The organism is Ancylobacter sp. IITR112 (assembly GCF_041415945.1).
Classification (GTDB): Bacteria; Pseudomonadota; Alphaproteobacteria; order Rhizobiales; family Xanthobacteraceae; genus Ancylobacter.
Genome location: NZ_JBGCUS010000001.1, coordinates 2,249,531 through 2,265,591, shown reverse-complemented (window position 1 = coordinate 2,265,591; position 16,061 = coordinate 2,249,531). Strand labels below are relative to the sequence as shown.

General features: G+C 67.6%; 16 protein-coding genes. 9 read left to right on the top strand and 7 right to left on the bottom strand.

Going from position 1 to position 16,061, the window contains the following annotated elements; genetic code table 11:
• Positions 1 to 87 precede the first annotated feature (87 nt).
• A complete protein-coding gene (locus AAC979_RS10780) occupies positions 88 to 1,326 on the top strand; it encodes a lytic murein transglycosylase (protein ID WP_371346821.1) in 1,239 nt (412 codons plus the stop codon).
• Positions 1,327 to 1,329: 3 nt separating this feature from the next.
• On the opposite strand, the gene prmB is transcribed toward AAC979_RS10780, so the two are convergent.
• The gene (prmB, locus tag AAC979_RS10775) at positions 1,330 to 2,271 is read right to left on the bottom strand and encodes a 50S ribosomal protein L3 N(5)-glutamine methyltransferase (RefSeq protein WP_371346820.1); all 942 of its coding nucleotides are present in this window, start codon (positions 2,269 to 2,271) and stop codon (positions 1,330 to 1,332) included.
• 132 nt (positions 2,272 to 2,403) lie between these two features.
• Between prmB and AAC979_RS10770 the strand changes: the two genes are divergently transcribed.
• The gene (locus AAC979_RS10770) at positions 2,404 to 2,688 is read left to right on the top strand and encodes a hypothetical protein (protein ID WP_371346819.1); all 285 of its coding nucleotides are present in this window, start codon (positions 2,404 to 2,406) and stop codon (positions 2,686 to 2,688) included.
• 7 nt (positions 2,689 to 2,695) lie between these two features.
• Here AAC979_RS10770 and AAC979_RS10765 read toward each other — a convergent pair whose 3' ends face one another.
• The 4 genes from AAC979_RS10765 to AAC979_RS10750 form a co-directional block, all read right to left on the bottom strand.
• Positions 2,696 to 3,544 carry an SGNH/GDSL hydrolase family protein gene (locus tag AAC979_RS10765; protein ID WP_371346818.1) on the bottom strand — a complete coding sequence of 283 codons (849 nt, stop codon included), beginning with the start codon at positions 3,542 to 3,544 and terminating at the stop codon, positions 2,696 to 2,698.
• The gene (locus AAC979_RS10760; protein WP_371346817.1) at positions 3,545 to 4,306 is read right to left on the bottom strand and encodes an SGNH/GDSL hydrolase family protein; all 762 of its coding nucleotides are present in this window, start codon (positions 4,304 to 4,306) and stop codon (positions 3,545 to 3,547) included.
• Positions 4,307 to 4,377: 71 nt separating this feature from the next.
• Positions 4,378 to 5,550 (bottom strand): OpgC family protein, encoded by a 1,173-nt coding sequence (locus tag AAC979_RS10755; RefSeq protein ID WP_371349040.1) that lies wholly within the window; start codon positions 5,548 to 5,550, stop codon positions 4,378 to 4,380.
• Between the two features lie 30 nt (positions 5,551 to 5,580).
• On the bottom strand, positions 5,581 to 6,159 hold the full coding sequence (locus AAC979_RS10750) for an HdeD family acid-resistance protein (RefSeq protein WP_244375884.1): 579 nt from the start codon (positions 6,157 to 6,159) through the stop codon (positions 5,581 to 5,583).
• 136 nt (positions 6,160 to 6,295) lie between these two features.
• On the opposite strand from AAC979_RS10750, the gene AAC979_RS10745 reads away from it, so the two are divergent.
• The gene (locus tag AAC979_RS10745; RefSeq protein ID WP_371346816.1) at positions 6,296 to 6,919 is read left to right on the top strand and encodes an MOSC domain-containing protein; all 624 of its coding nucleotides are present in this window, start codon (positions 6,296 to 6,298) and stop codon (positions 6,917 to 6,919) included.
• Positions 6,920 to 6,980: 61 nt separating this feature from the next.
• On the opposite strand, the gene AAC979_RS10740 is transcribed toward AAC979_RS10745, so the two are convergent.
• Positions 6,981 to 8,168 carry a L,D-transpeptidase family protein gene (locus AAC979_RS10740; RefSeq protein ID WP_371346815.1) on the bottom strand — a complete coding sequence of 396 codons (1,188 nt, stop codon included), beginning with the start codon at positions 8,166 to 8,168 and terminating at the stop codon, positions 6,981 to 6,983.
• Between the two features lie 161 nt (positions 8,169 to 8,329).
• On the bottom strand, positions 8,330 to 8,899 hold the full coding sequence (gene tsaA / locus AAC979_RS10735) for a tRNA (N6-threonylcarbamoyladenosine(37)-N6)-methyltransferase TrmO (protein ID WP_371346814.1): 570 nt from the start codon (positions 8,897 to 8,899) through the stop codon (positions 8,330 to 8,332).
• A 73-nt stretch (positions 8,900 to 8,972) separates the two neighbouring features.
• Between tsaA and AAC979_RS10730 the strand changes: the two genes are divergently transcribed.
• The 6 genes from AAC979_RS10730 to AAC979_RS10705 are packed head-to-tail and all read left to right on the top strand — an operon-like array spanning position 8,973 to position 16,017.
• Positions 8,973 to 9,971: an ArsR/SmtB family transcription factor gene (locus AAC979_RS10730; RefSeq protein ID WP_371346813.1), complete on the top strand. Its 999-nt coding sequence runs from the start codon at positions 8,973 to 8,975 to the stop codon at positions 9,969 to 9,971.
• Positions 9,971 to 10,909 carry a methylenetetrahydrofolate reductase [NAD(P)H] gene (gene metF, locus AAC979_RS10725; RefSeq protein ID WP_371346812.1) on the top strand — a complete coding sequence of 313 codons (939 nt, stop codon included), beginning with the start codon at positions 9,971 to 9,973 and terminating at the stop codon, positions 10,907 to 10,909. The genes AAC979_RS10730 and metF overlap by 1 nt, the downstream gene beginning before the upstream one ends.
• Positions 10,910 to 10,960: 51 nt before the next feature.
• The gene (locus tag AAC979_RS10720) at positions 10,961 to 11,164 is read left to right on the top strand and encodes a hypothetical protein (protein ID WP_371349122.1); all 204 of its coding nucleotides are present in this window, start codon (positions 10,961 to 10,963) and stop codon (positions 11,162 to 11,164) included.
• Positions 11,073 to 11,462: a DUF559 domain-containing protein gene (locus AAC979_RS10715; RefSeq protein ID WP_371349039.1), complete on the top strand. Its 390-nt coding sequence runs from the start codon at positions 11,073 to 11,075 to the stop codon at positions 11,460 to 11,462. The genes AAC979_RS10720 and AAC979_RS10715 overlap by 92 nt, the downstream gene beginning before the upstream one ends.
• 5 nt (positions 11,463 to 11,467) lie before the next feature.
• Positions 11,468 to 15,202 (top strand): methionine synthase, encoded by a 3,735-nt coding sequence (gene metH, locus AAC979_RS10710; RefSeq protein WP_371346811.1) that lies wholly within the window; start codon positions 11,468 to 11,470, stop codon positions 15,200 to 15,202.
• A gap of 5 nt (positions 15,203 to 15,207) precedes the next feature.
• Complete coding sequence (locus AAC979_RS10705; protein ID WP_371346810.1) at positions 15,208 to 16,017, top strand: LssY C-terminal domain-containing protein; 810 nt, start codon at positions 15,208 to 15,210, stop codon at positions 16,015 to 16,017.
• The last annotated feature ends 44 nt before the right edge of the window (positions 16,018 to 16,061 follow it).

Here is a 16,061-nt window from a genome sequence, read left to right as displayed (position 1 = left end):
CGGTGACTGCCCGATCAGACGGCTTCACATCGGGTCGGATCGCGCTCCAAGGTTCACAGGCGGGGGCGATACGGGTTATCTCAAGCCATGATGTTCCCTGCGCTTCGTCGCCCCCTTGTCGCCGCCGCCCTGGTGCTGGGCCTCCTCCTTGCCGCGCGCCCGGCCCTCGCCGATGCCGGTTTCGACCGCTGGCTCGCCGCGCAATGGCCGGCGGCGCAGGCCATGGGCATTTCCCGCGCCACCTTCGAGCGCGAGACCGCCGGGCTTGAGCCCGATTACGGCCTGCCCGACCTCGCGCTTCCCGGCAAGCCGAAGGCGCCCGACCGGCAGGCGGAGTTCGTGCAGACCCCGGCCGCCTATCTCTCCGACAAGGCGATCGCCAGCTATGCCACGCGCGGGCGCAAGCTGGCGGCGCAGTACCGCGCGCAGCTCGCGGCGCTGGAGCGGCAGTTCGGCGTTCCGGGCTCGATCCTGCTCGCCATCTGGGCGCGCGAGACTTCCTATGGCGGCGCCAAGCTGAACCATGACGCGCTGCGGGTGCTGGCGACGCAGGCCTATGTCGGGCGCCGCAAGGAGGAATTCCGCGCCGAATTCCTCGCCGCGCTGAAAATCCTCGACGAGGGCCATGTCAGCCGCGCCGGCATGAAAAGCTCCTGGGCCGGGGCGATGGGGCTGACCCAGTTCATGCCCACCGGCTATCTCGCCTATGGCGTCGATCTCGACGGCGACGGCACCGCCAATATCTGGACCGACGTGCCGGAGGCGCTGGCCGCCACGGCGAGCCTGCTGAAGCAGAAGGGCTGGCAGGCCGGAAAACGCTGGGCCTATGAGATCACCGTGCCGGCCGGCTTCGACTGCACGCTGGCCGAGCCGGAGACGCGGCTGAGCATCGGCGAATGGCTGAAGCGTGGGGTAAGGATCGCCGACGGGCGGCGCGTGCCGCCCTCCGCGCTGAAGGACGAGGCCTCCATCATCATGCCGGCCGGGCCCTATGGCCCGGCCTTCCTCACGCCGGCCAACTATTTCGTGCTGAAAAGCTACAATTTCGCCGACCTCTACGTCCTCTATGTCGGCCACCTCGCCGACCGCATCGAGGACGACAGGCCCTTCGCTCGCGACTGGGCGGAGATCGCGCTGGTGAAGACGCGCGATCTCGAATTCATGCAGAAGGTGCTGACGCGGGAGGGCTTCTACGCCGACAAGATCGACGGCAAGGCCGGTATGAAGACCCGCGCCGCGCTCGGCGCCTATCAGAAGGCCAACGGTCTCGCCGTCGACTGCTGGCCCGACGCCGCCGTGCTGGCGCATATGCGACGCGGCGGCTGACCCTCAGCGCGGCATGCGGTTGATGACGCGCAGATCCGCATTGACCGTGAGATCGGCGGCGGAGAGCCAGAACACCTCGCCCTCGCTGGCCTCGGTGTCGAGCCAGAGGAAGGGCAGATGCGGATATTCCGCCTGCAGGATTTCCTTGCCCGTCCCGAATTCGCAGATGATGCCGCCGCCGGGCGACAGATGCGCCGGTGCCTCGGCGAGGATGCGGCGCACGATGTCAAGCCCGTCCGGCCCGCCGGCAAAGGCGAGGCTGGGCTCATGGCGGTATTCCGCCGGCAGCGCGGCCATCGCCGCTTCATCGACATAGGGCGGGTTGGTGATGATGAGGTCGTAGACCTCACCCTCGATCGGGCCGAACAGGTCGCCCTCCAGCAGCCGCACCCGCTCTTCCAGCCCGTGTTCGGCGACATTCTCCGCCGCCAGCGCCAGCGCGTCGGGGGAGAGGTCTACGGCGTCGACCTGCGCGTTGGGAAAGGTCATGGCGGCGAGAATGGCGAGGCAGCCCGAGCCGGTGCACAGGTCCAGCACGCGGCCGACCGTTTCCGGCTGGGGAACGAGCGAATAGTCGCCGCCGGTGAACAGTTCGCCCGCCATCAGTTCGCCGATGAAGGAGCGCGGCACGATGGCGCGCTTGTCCGAGCGGAACGGCACGCCGCCAATATAGGTGCGGCCGAGCAGATAGGCGGCGGGCTGGCGGGTGGTGCAGCGCTGCTCGATAAGGTTGGTGAGGCGCAGGCGCTCCTCATGGGTCAGCCGCGCGTCGAGCCAGGGGGCGAGGTCGTCCACCGGCAGGTGCAGCCCTTCCAGCACCATGAAGGCGGCCTCGTCCAGCGCTTGCGTCGTGCCATGGCCGAAGCTCACGCCGGCCTCGGTGAAGCGGCTCACGGCATAGCGCACGAAATCCCTGACCGTCTTCAGATCGTCCGTTGCCGTCATCGCGCGTCTCCCGGTTGCGCGCAAGGGTCAGCACGGCAGGGCGCCGATTGCAAGCCGGGTGGCACTTCCGGGACTTGTCATCCCCCTGTGACGGGAGGATAGGAAGGAGAGATTTTCGCACGAGGACAATCCATGGCCGATGCGCCGGACGACGAAATCACCCTGGTCATCGACCGCTCGGTCGCCGTCGTGCTGTTCGAGTTCCTCTCGCGTACGGTGGACGATGCCGATGGCGAGGCCATGGCCGACTTCATTGACGACGAGGCCGAGATCCCCGCGCTCTGGGCGCTGCTCGCCGGGCTGGAGAGCGTGCTGACCGAACCGATGGCGGAAGATTATGAGCGTCGCGTGATCAAGGCGCGCGAGGCGGTGATGAAGCGCTTCGGCGGCGCTTTTTCCGACAAGGGCGACGACTGAGCGGGCGTTACCGCGCCGCGCCCGCCACCGCCGGGGTCGCTCTCGTCGCCCCCGCCGGCGCCGCGCCGGAACCGCCGCCCACGCTCATATCGGCGGAGCGCTGCTGCGATTCCACATTGGCCACCACCGCGCGGCCGAGATCGCGGGCGAAGCAGTCATAGCCCCAGTCGTTCATGTGGAACTTGTCCTTCCAGAGGAAGGAGTCGAAGCCCATCGACGCCGTCTCGTGCCAGTCGCGCATCAGCGCGAAGCGGTGATAGACCGCCACGCCTTCCTCCGCCCCCACCTCGTTCATCAATCGCACCATCGGCCCGCTATCGGCATCGGCCAGCACGCGCGGCGCATATTGCGGATCGACCAGCACCAGATCGGCGCCGATCGCCTTCACCCGGGCGATGGCCTCGTGCAGGAGGTCGTCGGCGGAGGCAAGGCCGTTGTCGCGGAACAGCGCGTTGACCCCGGACTGCCAGATCACCAGCGTCGGTTTCAGCGCCGCCACATCGGTGTCGAAGCGCGCCAGCATTTCCGGCGCGTCCTGGCCGTTCACGCCGCGGTTGACCACGCTGATGTCGGCGGCGGGGAAGCGCGCGCGCAGCGTCGCCTCCAGCCGGCTCGGATAGGTCGCCTGCGGCGAACTGGCGCCCGCCCCGGCGGTGGAGGAAGAGCCGATGGCGACGATCACCACCTTGCCGCCGGCCCGCAGCGCGGCGGCGGTGCGGGTGAGCGGAACGTTGAGCCGGGTCAGCGTCTTGCTGGTGGGGCAACTGGCCGGGATCACGCTCTGGGCAAGTACCGGAGCGGCCGGGGTCAGCAGGGCGGCGGAAAGGGCGAGGGGGGCGAGACGGCGCAGGGGCATTCAGCGGGAACCAAGTGTTCGCAGGTCGACGCCATCGACGATCAGGCCGACCAGAAGCCGGCCGATGCAGCGATGCACCTCGTCAAACAGCGTGGGGGAGGGGCGGGAGGCGTCGAGATCGAAAATGCCGTCGTCTTCCCAGAACCGCATGATGGCATAGCGGTCGAAGAACGGCACGCCTTCGAGCCGCGCCGTCCAGCGCAGCGCATTGGTATAGGGGCCGATATCGAAGGCGAGGGCAGTGCGCGGGCTGTATTGCGGGCTGATCAGGACGACATCGGCCCCGGCCGCATGGGCGAGGCGGATGCCGCTGCCGACCGCGTCGGAAAAGGCGGAGGTCTCGGCGCCCAGAATGGCGTCGAAGGTGCCGGTCTGCCAGATCATCAGCGCCGGCTTCGTCTCCGCCAGCATCTCTGGCAGGTCGTCGAGCATCGCCTCGGCGGTGGCGCGCGGCGCGCTGCGGGTGGCGACCACGATGCCGCCCTCGGGATAACGGGCGCGCAGCGTCTCCTCGATATAGCTGGGAAAGCTGCGGCGGGCGACGGTCTTGCCCGCGCTGTCCTTGGTCGCGCTGTCCTTGGCCGCGCTGTCCTTGCCCGCCTCGTCCGTGCCGGCGCGCTTGGCGGTGCTGGCGGAGTTCACGACCAGGATCGTGGTCGGCTCCTTCTTCTCCAGCGAGCGGGCGAGGCGCGGCAGGGCGAAGCCCGCGCGGGTAAGCGCCGAGGGTGCCGCGCATGGCTTCCCGCCCTCGGCGGCAGCCACGACGGCGCCATCCAAGCCCAGGACGCTTGCGAAGACAAAACCCCAGATCCAGCGTTTCACGTCGAACCGCGCTAGCCAGCCTTCTTGCGCGCCATCCTCTCGCGCTCGACGCGAGCATACCACGACAGCAAAGCCGAGAGACCTACCATTAAGGCGATGCCGGACACGCTCATGGTCAGTTGCATGAGGATCGTGCCGGAGACTTCGTTGAGCACGAAATGTGCGGCAAAAGAAAGGAAGACGCCGAAGCAGAACACTTCCAGCGAGTGCTGGCCGCACATGATCATGGGTTTGAGCACATCCCAGCGCAGAAAGCCGGCATTGACCGGTATCAACCTGACGACCACCACGGCCAGCGCGAGGAAGTGCAGGAAGCGCAGCACGGAAAGGTCGGTCTTGCTGATGGGGTAGATGATGTCACCGATTACCGGCGGCACGAAACCTTCCATCGGCGGCCAGTACCAACTCGTCACCACCGCCAGCGACAGAGCGAGATAGAGCACGGAGAGCACGAGAACCACCCGGGCGTGCACCAGCCCCGCCAGCCGGTCGCTGCCGCCCAGCCCGCACCAGCCGCCGAACACGAACATGAGCTGCCAGGCGAAGGGGTTGAAGAACCACATCCGGTCGTCCGGATAGCCCGGCAGGTTGAAGCCGAGGAACTGCACGGCGAGCCAGAGCAGGAAGGAGGCGAAGAGCGTGGCGTCGGGCCAGCGCTTCAGCGCCCACAGGATCGGCGGGAAGGTGGCGAGCAGCACGATATAGAGCGGCAGCACGTCCATATTGGCGGGGCGGAACTTCAGCAGCAGCGCCTGCACCAGCGCCACATCCGGCTCGGCGAGGAACTGCAGCGCGCCCATCTCCTCGGCATAGAGCGGGTTCTCGAAGCTGCCGACGACATAGGAGATTTCGGCGAGATAGATGACGAAGAGGAAGATGAAGGCGATGTAGAGCTGCCAGGCCCGCCGCAGGATGCGCGCGGAGGTCACGATCATGCCGCTGGAATCGAGCTGCCGGCCATAGACCATCGCGGCGGTGTAGCCGGAGATGAAGACGAAGATCTCGGTCGCGTCGGAGAAGCCGAAATTGCGGTTGGTGATCCAGTTGCCGACATTGTTGGGCACATGGTTCAGGAAGATGAACCACAGCGCCAGCCCGCGGAACAGGTCGAGCCGCAGATCGCGCCCGGAGACGGTGGGAGGCGGGGCCGGCCGTTCGGCCGGCTCCGCAGGCGTGGTCGCCATGGCGGCGGGCGGTGCCGTCACCCTTGCGCGCTACTTCTTCAGGCCGAAGCCGAGGAACAGCACGGCGATGCCGTTGAACACCAGGTCGATGCCGAGCAGCAGGCCGAGCACCCACAGGCCGCTCACCGGCCAGCCGGCGATGATTTCGATGCCGAGCAGAATGGCGATAACGGCGGAAAAGGCGATCCAGCCCCAGCCCTCGGCCGGACGCAGGCGGAAGGCGGCGACCAGACGGAACACGCCGCCGACAATCAGCGACACGCCGAGGAACAGGGTGAGGAACTCGGCCGCCACCATCGGCACGAAGATGCAGACGAGGCCGGCGGCAAGGAACAGCAGCCCGTCGAGCAGCCAGAAGGCGAAGGCGCCCCAGGTCTTGACCTGGAAGGCGTGGATCACCTGCGCGCCGCCGGAAATGGCCATCATCACGCCGATATAGAGCACGGAGACGACGGTGCTGAGCACGAGATTGCCGAGCGCGATGGCGCCGGCCATGACCATCAACAGGCCGAGCGCGACGAACCAGCCCCATTTGGCGCGCAGTTCGGAAAGGTGCCCGGCGACCATGCCGCCCGGCGTCGGCGAGAGGGAACCCGATTGCGAAGACATGTGGTCTATCCTCATTCTTGCCCGCCACGCCGGCAGCGCGGTAACGCGATCCCGCCTCCCGGAGTTCCAGCGACTCGTGTTGAACGAGCGCCCTAACGTATAGGCTGGCACTGTCCTGTCGTCATGGAAGAACCGGATGCCCTCCCGCTCCCCCGCGCCGCCGGCGCCTGACCTGTTCGGCGCGCCCGTCGCGCGGCCTGGTCGCCGCCTTACCGCGCAACTCGCCCAGACGCTGATCGCCGATGGGCCGGGCTTCGCCACCCGCGCGGTGGCGGAAATCGCGGTCACGCTCGAGGGCATCGAGGGCGATCGCCATGCCGGCTTTGCCCGCCGGGCCGATGCGCGCGTGCCCTGGTATCCGCGCGGCGCGCCGATCCGCAACAGCCGGCAGGTCTCGCTGGTGGCGCCCGACGAACTCGCCGAGATCGCCCGCCGGCTCGGTGTGCCGGCGGTGGAGCCGGAATGGATCGGCGCCAATCTGGTGATCGCCGGCGTGCCGGATCTCACCGGCCTGCCGCCGGGCACGCGGCTGCATTTCACGGGCGGCGCGGCGCTGGTGGTGGAGGGAGCGAACGCACCCTGCCGCCATGCCGGCGCGGCGATCGCGGCGGCGACCGGCCATGAGGAGGCGGAACTCGGTTTCGCCAAGGTGGCGAAAGGGCTGCGCGGGCTGGTCGCCTGGGTGGAGCGGGCCGGCGCGCTCACGGCCGGCACCGAGGTGAGCGTGCGCGTTCCGCCCCAGCGCCTCTGGGGCGGTTAAATGAAAAAGGCCGGATCGCGGGGGCGATCCGGCCTTCTTGAACGGGTGGCGTTCCGTCGCTTTAGCGGACGGCGAAGCCGGTCTCGGCGACAGGCGCGGCGGCGGTGGGGGGCACGCCGCCGGCATTGGCGGTGGCGGGCGGGTTGCCCGGCAGCACCACGACCTTGGTGCCGACCTTCACCTTGTCATACAGCGCTTCCACATCCTCGTTCAGCATGCGGATGCAGCCCGACGACATGAACTGGCCGATGGTGGAGGGCTGGTTGGTGCCGTGGATACGGTAGATCGTGCCGCCGAGATACATGGTACGCGCGCCGAGCGGGTTGCCCGGGCCGCCGGCCATGAAGCGCGGCAGATAGGGCTGGCGCTCGATCATTTCCGCCGGCGGGCGCCAATCGGCCCATTCGGCCTTGCGGCTGATCTTCTCCGTGCCGGCCCAGGTGAAGCCTTCGCGGCCGACGCCGATGCCGTAGCGCTCGGCCTTGCCGCCGGGCAGCACGTAATAGAGGTAGGTGTTCGGGGTGTCGATGACGATGGTGCCCGGGGGCTCCTTGGTCACATAGTCCACCACCTGGCGCTTCAGATTGGCCGGCAGTTCCTTGGGCGGGCCTTCTTCCGGCTGGTCCTCGGGCGGCAGCATGGCGACGCTGGAGCCGTTGGCGCCATAGGTGTTGGAGCCATTGTTTGCCGCCGGCTGGCCATAGGCTGGGGGCTGGCCATAATTCTGCTGGCCGTAGCCGGGCTGGCCATAGGCGGCCTGTGCGGGCGCGGGCTGCGCAGCGGTGGCAGGGTTGCCATAGGGCGAGGCCATGCCGGCCGGCGGCTGGCCGGAATAGGCGCCCGGCGGATAGCCATTGGGCTGGCTGGCGGGGTTGGCATAGGGCGCTGTCGCGACCGGGGGAACACCCGGCGCCGCCGGGGCATAGGGATCGCGCACGCCGGGAGGCGTGGTGCCATAGGCCGCCTGCGGCTGCTGGCCATAGGCGCCGGGCTGGCCATAGGCCCCCTGCTGACCATAGGCGCCCGCCGGCGCGCCCGCGCCGCCCGTGGCTGTCGTCCCATAGGGGTCATAGGCGGCGGGCACCTCGACATTCTCATTCGCGCGGCTGCCGGCCGCGTCATAGGCCGAACCACCCTGCGCGGCAGGGTCCTGGCCGTCAGCGGGGTAATACTGGGCTGCGGCGGTGCCGACCGATGCCAGGACCGACAAGGCGACAGCGGGAACGAAACCGAGGCGAACGACCATCATCTAGCCTTAAGCGAATCTGTCGGCGCGGAACTGCGCCCCTAATGTTCTGCCGAGGGACATGACGCAGGATCAAGGCAGGTTCAAGACCACAAGTTCTCACGTTCACGCGGGTTCCGCGCTGCCATGCGCGTAGCGCGGGGCTGATGCAGCCGCGCCACAGCTCACGCTGGGTCAGAAGGCCCTTCGCCGTCACGGTCGCGGTGCCAGCCGACGGTTGCGTCGGGGTGGCAGTCGGTCGAGGCGAAATAGGGCTTGATGTCGAGGAGCGGCGTGCCGTCGAGGCAATCCGGGCCGATCACGGTCAGCGTACCGCTTTCGATGCCGAGGAGCCTCACCGCACTCAGCGCGATCGGGTTGGGCCGCGCCGGGCTGCGCAGGGCGAAGGTGCCATGGGCGGTGCCGGAGCGGCGCGGCACCTGCACGGCGAGGTTTCGCGGCGCCCGGTCCATGTAATAGAGCAGCCACAGATGGGTGGTGCCTTCCAGCCCCTGCAGCGCCGGGCGGAAGGGCGGGTCGATCTCGACGGTGCACACCGCCTGCCGGGTCATCGCCTCGCCGGCATTCTTCGGGCAGTCGGCGCGCTGCGTCCACGGGGTGCGGATGCGGCCTATGAAATAGACGCCCGCATCGGGCTGCGCCGGCAGTTCCACCGTCACCTCGCCCGGGCGTACACCGAAAGCGCCGGCGGCGCCGGTCGTCCCGCACGCGGTGTCGTCATTCTCAACGCTCATGATGCGGCGCGGCCCCTTGCGTTGGGTCGGGATAAGACATAAACATATCTTTATATCTTTCTTGGAGGTCTCTTTGTCCGCTTCCCCGCTCGGTTTCGCGTTGCTGCTCGATGGCCTCAAGGCGGCCGGCGAGGATACGCGGCTGCGCCTGCTGGCGCTGATCGGCGAGGGCGAACTGACCGTTTCCGAGCTTACCGAGATTCTGGGCCAGTCGCAGCCGCGAATCTCGCGCCATCTCAAGCTGCTGGCGGAAGCCGGGCTGGTCGAGCGCTTCCGCGAGGCGAGCTGGGTGTTCTACCGCCGAGCGGTGGACACGCCCGGCGCCGCGCTCACCGATGCGCTGCTGGACCTCATGGCCCCCGATGACGAGGTGCTGCTGCGCGACCGCGAGCGGCTGGAGGCGGTGCGTGCCGCCCGCGCCGCCCATGCGCAGGCCTATTTCCGTGCCCATGCGCATGAATGGGACGCCATCCGCCGCCTGCACGCGCCGGAGGAACAGGTGGAAGCGGCCATCCGTCAGGCGCTGGCGGGCGGGCGCATCGGCAGCCTGCTCGATCTCGGCACCGGCACCGGCCGCATTCTCGAACTGTTCGCCGACGAGATGGAGCGCGGCGTCGGCATCGACCTCTCCGCCGAAATGCTGGCGGTGGCGCGGGCCAATCTCGACCGCGCCGGCGTGCGCAACGCCACGGTGCGTCAGGGCGACATTTACAGCCTCGCTTTGCCGCGCGACGCCTTCGACGTGGTGATCGTGCACCAGGTGCTGCATTTCCTTGAGGACGCACCGCGCGCCATCAAGGAAGCCGCACGGGTGCTGCGCCCCGGCGGGCGGCTGCTCGTGGTCGATTTCGACCCGCACGACCTCGAATTCCTGCGCGAACAGCACGCTCATCGCCGGCTCGGCTTCGCGCCGGAAATCATGGAAAGCTGGCTCGCCCAGGCCGGGCTCGTGCCGCAATCCCATCGCCTGCTGGCGCCGAAAGGCGACGGCCGGCTCACCGTCTCGCTCTGGCTGGCCCGCGATCCGCGTGCGGTGCGCGCCGAAGCCCAACACGACAAGGAGGTCGCCTGATGTCGTCGGATGTCGAGCGCCGCAGCCGCCGCGCCGGCGGGCGGCCCATTTCGGTCTCGTTCGAGTTTTTCCCGCCGAAGACGCCGGAAATGGAGACCACGCTGTGGAACTCCATCACCCGTCTCGCCCCGCTGGCGCCGAAATTCGTCTCGGTGACCTATGGCGCCGGCGGCTCCACCCGTGAGCGCACCCATGCCACGGTGGAGCGCATCGTGCAGGAAACCCGCCTCGCGCCGGCGGCGCATCTCACCTGCGTCTCCGCCACCAGGGGCGAGGTCGACGAGGTGGTGCGCGGCTATTGGGACGCCGGGGTCCGCCACATCGTGGCGCTGCGCGGCGACCCGCCGGGCGGGGTCGGCCATCACTATGAGCCGCACCCGGACGGCTACCGCACCACGGCGGAACTGGTCGCCGGCATCCGCCGCATCGCCAATTTCGAAGTGTCGGTCTCGGCCTATCCCGAGAAGCACCCGGAAAGCGCCTCGCTCGACACCGATCTCGACATTCTCGCTGCCAAGGTGGAGGCCGGGGCGACCCGCGCCATCACCCAGTGCTTCTTCGACAACGACCTCTACTTCGCCTATCTCGACAAGGTGCGGGCGCGCGGCATCGACGTGCCGATCGTGCCGGGCATCCTTCCCGTCTCGAATTTCAAGCAGGCGAAGAACTTCTCGGAGAAGACCGGCACCTTCATGCCGGACTGGCTGGCGGCGCGCTTCGAAGGGCTCGACAATGACCCCGAGACCCGCAAGCTGATCGCCGCCGCGGTCGCGGCCGAGCAGGTGTTCGATCTCGTCGATCGCGGCGTCACCGAGTTCCATTTCTACACGCTCAACCGCGCCGATCTCGTCTATGCGGTCTGCCACCTGCTGGGCATCCGCCCGCCGCAGGAGGTCAATGGCGCGAGCGGGCATGGCAACGGGGCGGCGGCGGCCTGAGAATTTCGCGTCGGGATGCCATATAGAAGGGGCGTTTCACGGAGACAGTCGATGAGCGAGCCGGAGGACGACATCGTCGCCGAAGCGAGGGCCCTGCAACGCGAGGTTCAGGCTTGCTTCATGGCTCTCGACCGCCGGTTCGACGCCTTAGAGGTTCGGTTTGATGGGCTCGCTGAGAAACTCGACGCAGCGATCGCTGAGGCCGAGAAGCGCCACGATACGTTTCGAAAGGCCCACGCAATCGGCGCCATTTAACCTCTCCCCGTGGGGGAGAGGTTGGCGTGCAGCGCCGATCGACCGATACATCGTCGATTTCCTCTGCGTCGATGCGAAGCTTGTAGTCGAACTCGACGGCGGACCGCATGCCGCCGAGCGAGACGTGCAAAGGACGCGGGTGATCGAGGCCTGTGGCTATCTGGTCATCCGTTTCTGGAATAACGACGTGCCGATGAACATTGACGGGGTTGTTGTGCGCATTCTCGAAGCCTTGCGCGCAGCGGCCCCTCACCCCAACCCTCTCCCCGACGGCGAGAGGGAGCAAGAGCGACGGTGACTCTCATGACCTTGGCCACCTCCGACACCCTCGACGCCCTGCATCAGGCCGCGCGCGAGCGCATCCTTGTGCTCGACGGCGCCATGGGCACGATGATCCAGCAATTGAAGCTGGACGAGGCGGGCTATCGCGGCGAACGGTTCAAGGCATGGAACCGCGACCTCAAGGGCAATAACGACCTGCTCAACCTCACGGCTCCCGAGGCGGTGCGCGACATCCACCTCGCCTATTTCCTCGCCGGGGCGGACATCGTCGAGACCAACACCTTCTCCGGCACCACCATCGCCATGGCCGATTACGGCATGGAGAGCCTCGTCTACGAAATCAATTTCGAGGGTGCCAAGCTCGCCAAGGATGCCGCGCGCCTTGCGGAGCAGAAGGACGGCCGCCGCCGCTTTGTCGCCGGCGCCATCGGGCCGACCAACCGCACCGCCTCGATCTCGCCGGACGTGAACGATCCCGGCTTCCGCGCCACCTCCTTCGACGAACTCGCCACCGCCTATGGTGAGCAGGCCGCCGCGCTGCTGGACGGCGGGGCCGACCTGCTGCTGATCGAGACCATTTTCGACACGCTGAACGCCAAGGCGGCGGTGTTCGCCATCGAGCGGCTGTTCGAAGAGCGCGGCATCCGCGTGCCTGTCATGATCTCCGGCACCATCACCGATCTGTCCGGCCGCACTTTGTCCGGCCAGACGCCGGCGGCGTTCTGGAATTCGCTGCGCCATGCCCAGCCCTTCTCCATCGGGCTGAACTGCGCGCTGGGTGCCAAGGAGATGCGCGCCCATATCGACGAGCTGTCGCGCCTCGCCGATACGCTGGTCTGCGCCTACCCCAATGCCGGCCTGCCGAACGAATTCGGTCTCTATGACGAGAGCCCGGCGGCGATGGCGAAGCTGGTCGGCGAATTCGCCGCCTCCGGCCTCGTCAACATCGTCGGCGGCTGCTGCGGCACCACGCCGGACCATATCCGCGCCATTGCCGAGGCGGTGGCCCCGCACGCGCCGCGCATCGTCCCTGACATCGAGCCGATGCTGCGGCTGTCGGGGCTGGAGCCGTTCGAGCTCACCCCGATCATCCCCTTCGTCAATGTCGGCGAGCGCACCAACGTCACCGGCTCGGCCCGCTTCCGCAAGCTGATCACCAATGGCGATTATACGGCGGCCCTCGCCGTGGCGCGCGACCAGGTGGAGAACGGCGCGCAGGTCATCGACATCAACATGGATGAGGGCCTGCTCGATTCCGAGAAGGCCATGGTGACCTTCCTCAATTTGCTCGCCGCCGAGCCGGACATCGCCCGCGTGCCGGTCATGGTCGACAGCTCCAAATGGAGCGTCATCGAGGCCGGGCTGAAGTGCATTCAGGGCAAGGGCATCGTCAATTCCATCTCGATGAAGGAAGGCGAGGAGGCGTTCCGCCACCATGCCCGCCTCGTGCGCGCCTATGGCGCCGCCGTGGTGGTGATGGCCTTCGACGAGAAGGGGCAGGCCGACACGTTCGAGCGCAAGATCGAGATCTGTTCGCGCGCCTACCGCATTCTGGTGGACGAGGTCGGGTTCCCGCCCGAGGACATCATCTTCGATCCCAACATCTTCGCGGTGGCGACCGGCATCGAGGAGCACGCCGGCTATGGCGTCGCCTTCATCGAGGCGACCCGCGCCATCCGCCAGCAATTGCCGCACGCCCACATCTCCGGCGGCGTGTCGAACCTGTCCTTCTCGTTCCGCGGCAATGAGCAGGTGCGCGAGGCGATGCACGCCGTGTTCCTGTACCACGCCATCGCGGCGGGCATGGACATGGGCATCGTCAATGCCGGCCAGCTCGCGCCCTATTCCGAGATCGAGCCGGAACTGCGCGAGGCCTGCGAGGACGTGGTGCTTAACCGCCGCGAGGACGCCACCGAGCGCCTGCTGGCGCTGGCGGAGCGCTTCAAGGGCGGCGGGCGCGAGAAGAAGGAGGCCGATCTCACCTGGCGGACCTGGGCCGTGGAGAAGCGGCTGGAGCACGCGCTGGTCAACGGCATCACCGATTTCGTCGAGGTGGACACGGAAGAGGCGCGTCAGTCGGTCGCCCGGCCGCTGCACGTCATCGAAGGCCCGCTGATGGCCGGCATGAACGTGGTCGGCGACCTGTTCGGCTCCGGCAAGATGTTCCTGCCGCAGGTGGTGAAGTCCGCCCGGGTGATGAAGCAGGCGGTGGCCTATCTCATGCCCTTCATGGAGCAGGAGAAGATCGACAACGGCACGACCGGGGATTCCTCCGCCGGCAAGGTGCTGATGGCGACCGTGAAGGGCGATGTGCACGACATCGGCAAGAACATCGTCGGCGTCGTGCTCCAGTGCAACAATTACGAGGTGATCGACCTCGGCGTCATGGTGCCGGCGGCGAAGATCCTTGAAGTCGCCAAGGCGGAGAAGGTGGACGTGATCGGCCTGTCCGGCCTCATCACCCCCTCGCTGGACGAGATGGTGCATGTCGCCGCCGAGATGGAGCGAGAAGGCTTCGAGGTGCCGCTGCTGATTGGCGGCGCCACGACCTCGCGCGTCCACACGGCGGTGAAGATCGCCCCGCAATATGTGCGCGGGCAGGCGGTCTATGTGACCGATGCCAGCCGCGCGGTGGGCGTCGTTTCCAATTTGCTCAACGACAATACCCGCGCCGATTATGTCGCCAGCCTGCGCGCCGAATACGCCAAGGTGGCGGACGCCCATGCCAAGAGCGACCGCAACAAGGTACGGGTGAAACTGGCCGATGCCCGCGCCAACCGGCTGGCGCTCGACTTCGCCAGCTATCAGGCGCCGGTGCCGACTTTCCTCGGCACAAGGGTGTTCAGCGATTACGACCTCGCCGAACTGGTGCCCTATATCGACTGGACGCCGTTCTTCCAGTCCTGGGAACTGACCGGCCAGTACCCGCGCATTCTCGAGGACGAGAAGGTGGGGGTCGCGGCACGGGCGCTCTTTGACGACGCCCGCGCGATGCTGGACCGGATCGTCGCGGAGAAATGGCTGACCGCCCGCGCCGTGGTCGGCTTCTGGCCGGCGGGGGCGGTGGGCGACGACATCGTCCTGTTCGCGGACGACAGCCGCTCGGCCGAACGCGCCACGCTGCACACGCTGCGCCAGCAGATGGCCAAGCGCGAGGGCCGCACCAATCTGGCGCTGGCCGATTTCATCGCCCCGACCTCGACCGGCGTGCCCGATTATATCGGTGGTTTCTGCGTCTCCACCGGCTTTGGCGAGCAGGAGCGCTCCGACGCCTTCAAGGCGGCGCATGACGACTATTCCGCGATTCTTCTCAAGGCCTTGGCGGACCGTCTTGCAGAGGCGTTCGCAGAGCGCATGCATGAGCGGGTGCGCAAGGAATTCTGGGCTTATGCGCCGGATGAAAATCTTGAGAATGAGAATCTGATTCAAGAAGCCTATCGCGGCATCCGCCCCGCGCCGGGCTATCCCGCACAGCCCGACCACACGGAAAAGGCGATTCTTTTCAATCTGCTCGACGCCACCGCTGAGATCGGAGTCGAGCTGACGGAGAGCTTCGCCATGTGGCCGGGCGCGGCGGTCTCGGGGCTGTATTTCGCCCATCCCGAGGCATCGTATTTCGGCGTCGGCCGCATCGAGCGCGACCAGGTCGAGGACTATGCCGCGCGCAAGGGCATGAGCGTGGAGGAGGCCGAGCGCTGGCTGGCGCCGGTGCTCAATTATGACCCGCTCAGCCTCAGGTCGCAGGCGGCGGAGTAGGGACGATGAGCGTGCTGGATGGCGAGACGCGCAAGGTGCTGATGTGGGCGCTGGTCGCCCTCGTCATCTGGGCCGCGCTCGCCTATGTCATGTTGCCGCGCCTGTGGACGCATCACGAGCACCAGCCCGGCATCAAGCGCATGCCGATGGTGACGCAGACCAAGCAGGGCATTCCCGGCGACCCCATTGATGTCGGGCTGGTCGGGACGCAGGAGGATATCCTCCACGCCATGAACGCCGCCGGCTGGCTGCCGGCGGACCCGATCACGCTGAAATCGAGCCTCGCCATTGTCGGCTCGGTGCTGCTGCGCCGGCCCGACCCGCAGGCGCCGGTGAGCCCGCTCTATTATGACGGGCGGGTGGAAGACCTCGCCTTCGAGAAGGAGATCGGCCGCAGCGCCGACACGCGCGACCATGTGCGCTTCTGGAAGGTGCTGGACAGCGGCAAGGAGCGCGCCCCGGTGTGGCTCGGCTCCGCCACCTATGACAAGGGCGTCGGGCTCAGTCATTACACCGGCGCCGTCACCCATCACATCGGGCCGAATGTCGATGCGGTGCGTGACCTGCTGATCGACGACCTGAAGGCCGCCGGCATGGTCCGCACGGTCTATCAGGTCACGGGGCTCGGCCCGACACTGTTTGGCCGCAATGGCGGCGGCGACCGCTATTACACCGATGGCGAAGTCACCTTCGCCCGGCTCACCACCAATGGCGAAAAGAACCCCAATCCGCCCACCATCGTCGCTTCGCCCCCCGGCGTGGGGGTGAAGAACGCGGTGTGGAGCGCCGCCGCCTCTCTGCTCGGCGTGGAGTGAGACGGCGCCGCCTTCGGCGGTGGCGGCAAAGCAAAAAGCCCCGG

Coding starts and splice junctions, on each gene's coding strand:
- AAC979_RS10745 (WP_371346816.1), top strand. CDS start 6,296: ATGCCCTCCCGCTCCCCCGCGCCGCCGGCGCCTGACCTGTTCGGCGCG.
- AAC979_RS10705 (WP_371346810.1), top strand. CDS start 15,208: ATGAGCGTGCTGGATGGCGAGACGCGCAAGGTGCTGATGTGGGCGCTG.
- AAC979_RS10715 (WP_371349039.1), top strand. CDS start 11,073: ATGGGCTCGCTGAGAAACTCGACGCAGCGATCGCTGAGGCCGAGAAGC.
- metH (WP_371346811.1), top strand. CDS start 11,468: ATGACCTTGGCCACCTCCGACACCCTCGACGCCCTGCATCAGGCCGCG.
- AAC979_RS10765 (WP_371346818.1), bottom strand. CDS start 3,544: ATGCCCCTGCGCCGTCTCGCCCCCCTCGCCCTTTCCGCCGCCCTGCTG.
- AAC979_RS10770 (WP_371346819.1), top strand. CDS start 2,404: ATGGCCGATGCGCCGGACGACGAAATCACCCTGGTCATCGACCGCTCG.
- AAC979_RS10750 (WP_244375884.1), bottom strand. CDS start 6,159: ATGTCTTCGCAATCGGGTTCCCTCTCGCCGACGCCGGGCGGCATGGTC.
- AAC979_RS10780 (WP_371346821.1), top strand. CDS start 88: ATGATGTTCCCTGCGCTTCGTCGCCCCCTTGTCGCCGCCGCCCTGGTG.
- AAC979_RS10720 (WP_371349122.1), top strand. CDS start 10,961: ATGAGCGAGCCGGAGGACGACATCGTCGCCGAAGCGAGGGCCCTGCAA.
- prmB (WP_371346820.1), bottom strand. CDS start 2,271: ATGACGGCAACGGACGATCTGAAGACGGTCAGGGATTTCGTGCGCTAT.
- AAC979_RS10755 (WP_371349040.1), bottom strand. CDS start 5,550: ATGGCGACCACGCCTGCGGAGCCGGCCGAACGGCCGGCCCCGCCTCCC.
- tsaA (WP_371346814.1), bottom strand. CDS start 8,899: ATGAGCGTTGAGAATGACGACACCGCGTGCGGGACGACCGGCGCCGCC.
- metF (WP_371346812.1), top strand. CDS start 9,971: ATGTCGTCGGATGTCGAGCGCCGCAGCCGCCGCGCCGGCGGGCGGCCC.
- AAC979_RS10740 (WP_371346815.1), bottom strand. CDS start 8,168: ATGATGGTCGTTCGCCTCGGTTTCGTTCCCGCTGTCGCCTTGTCGGTC.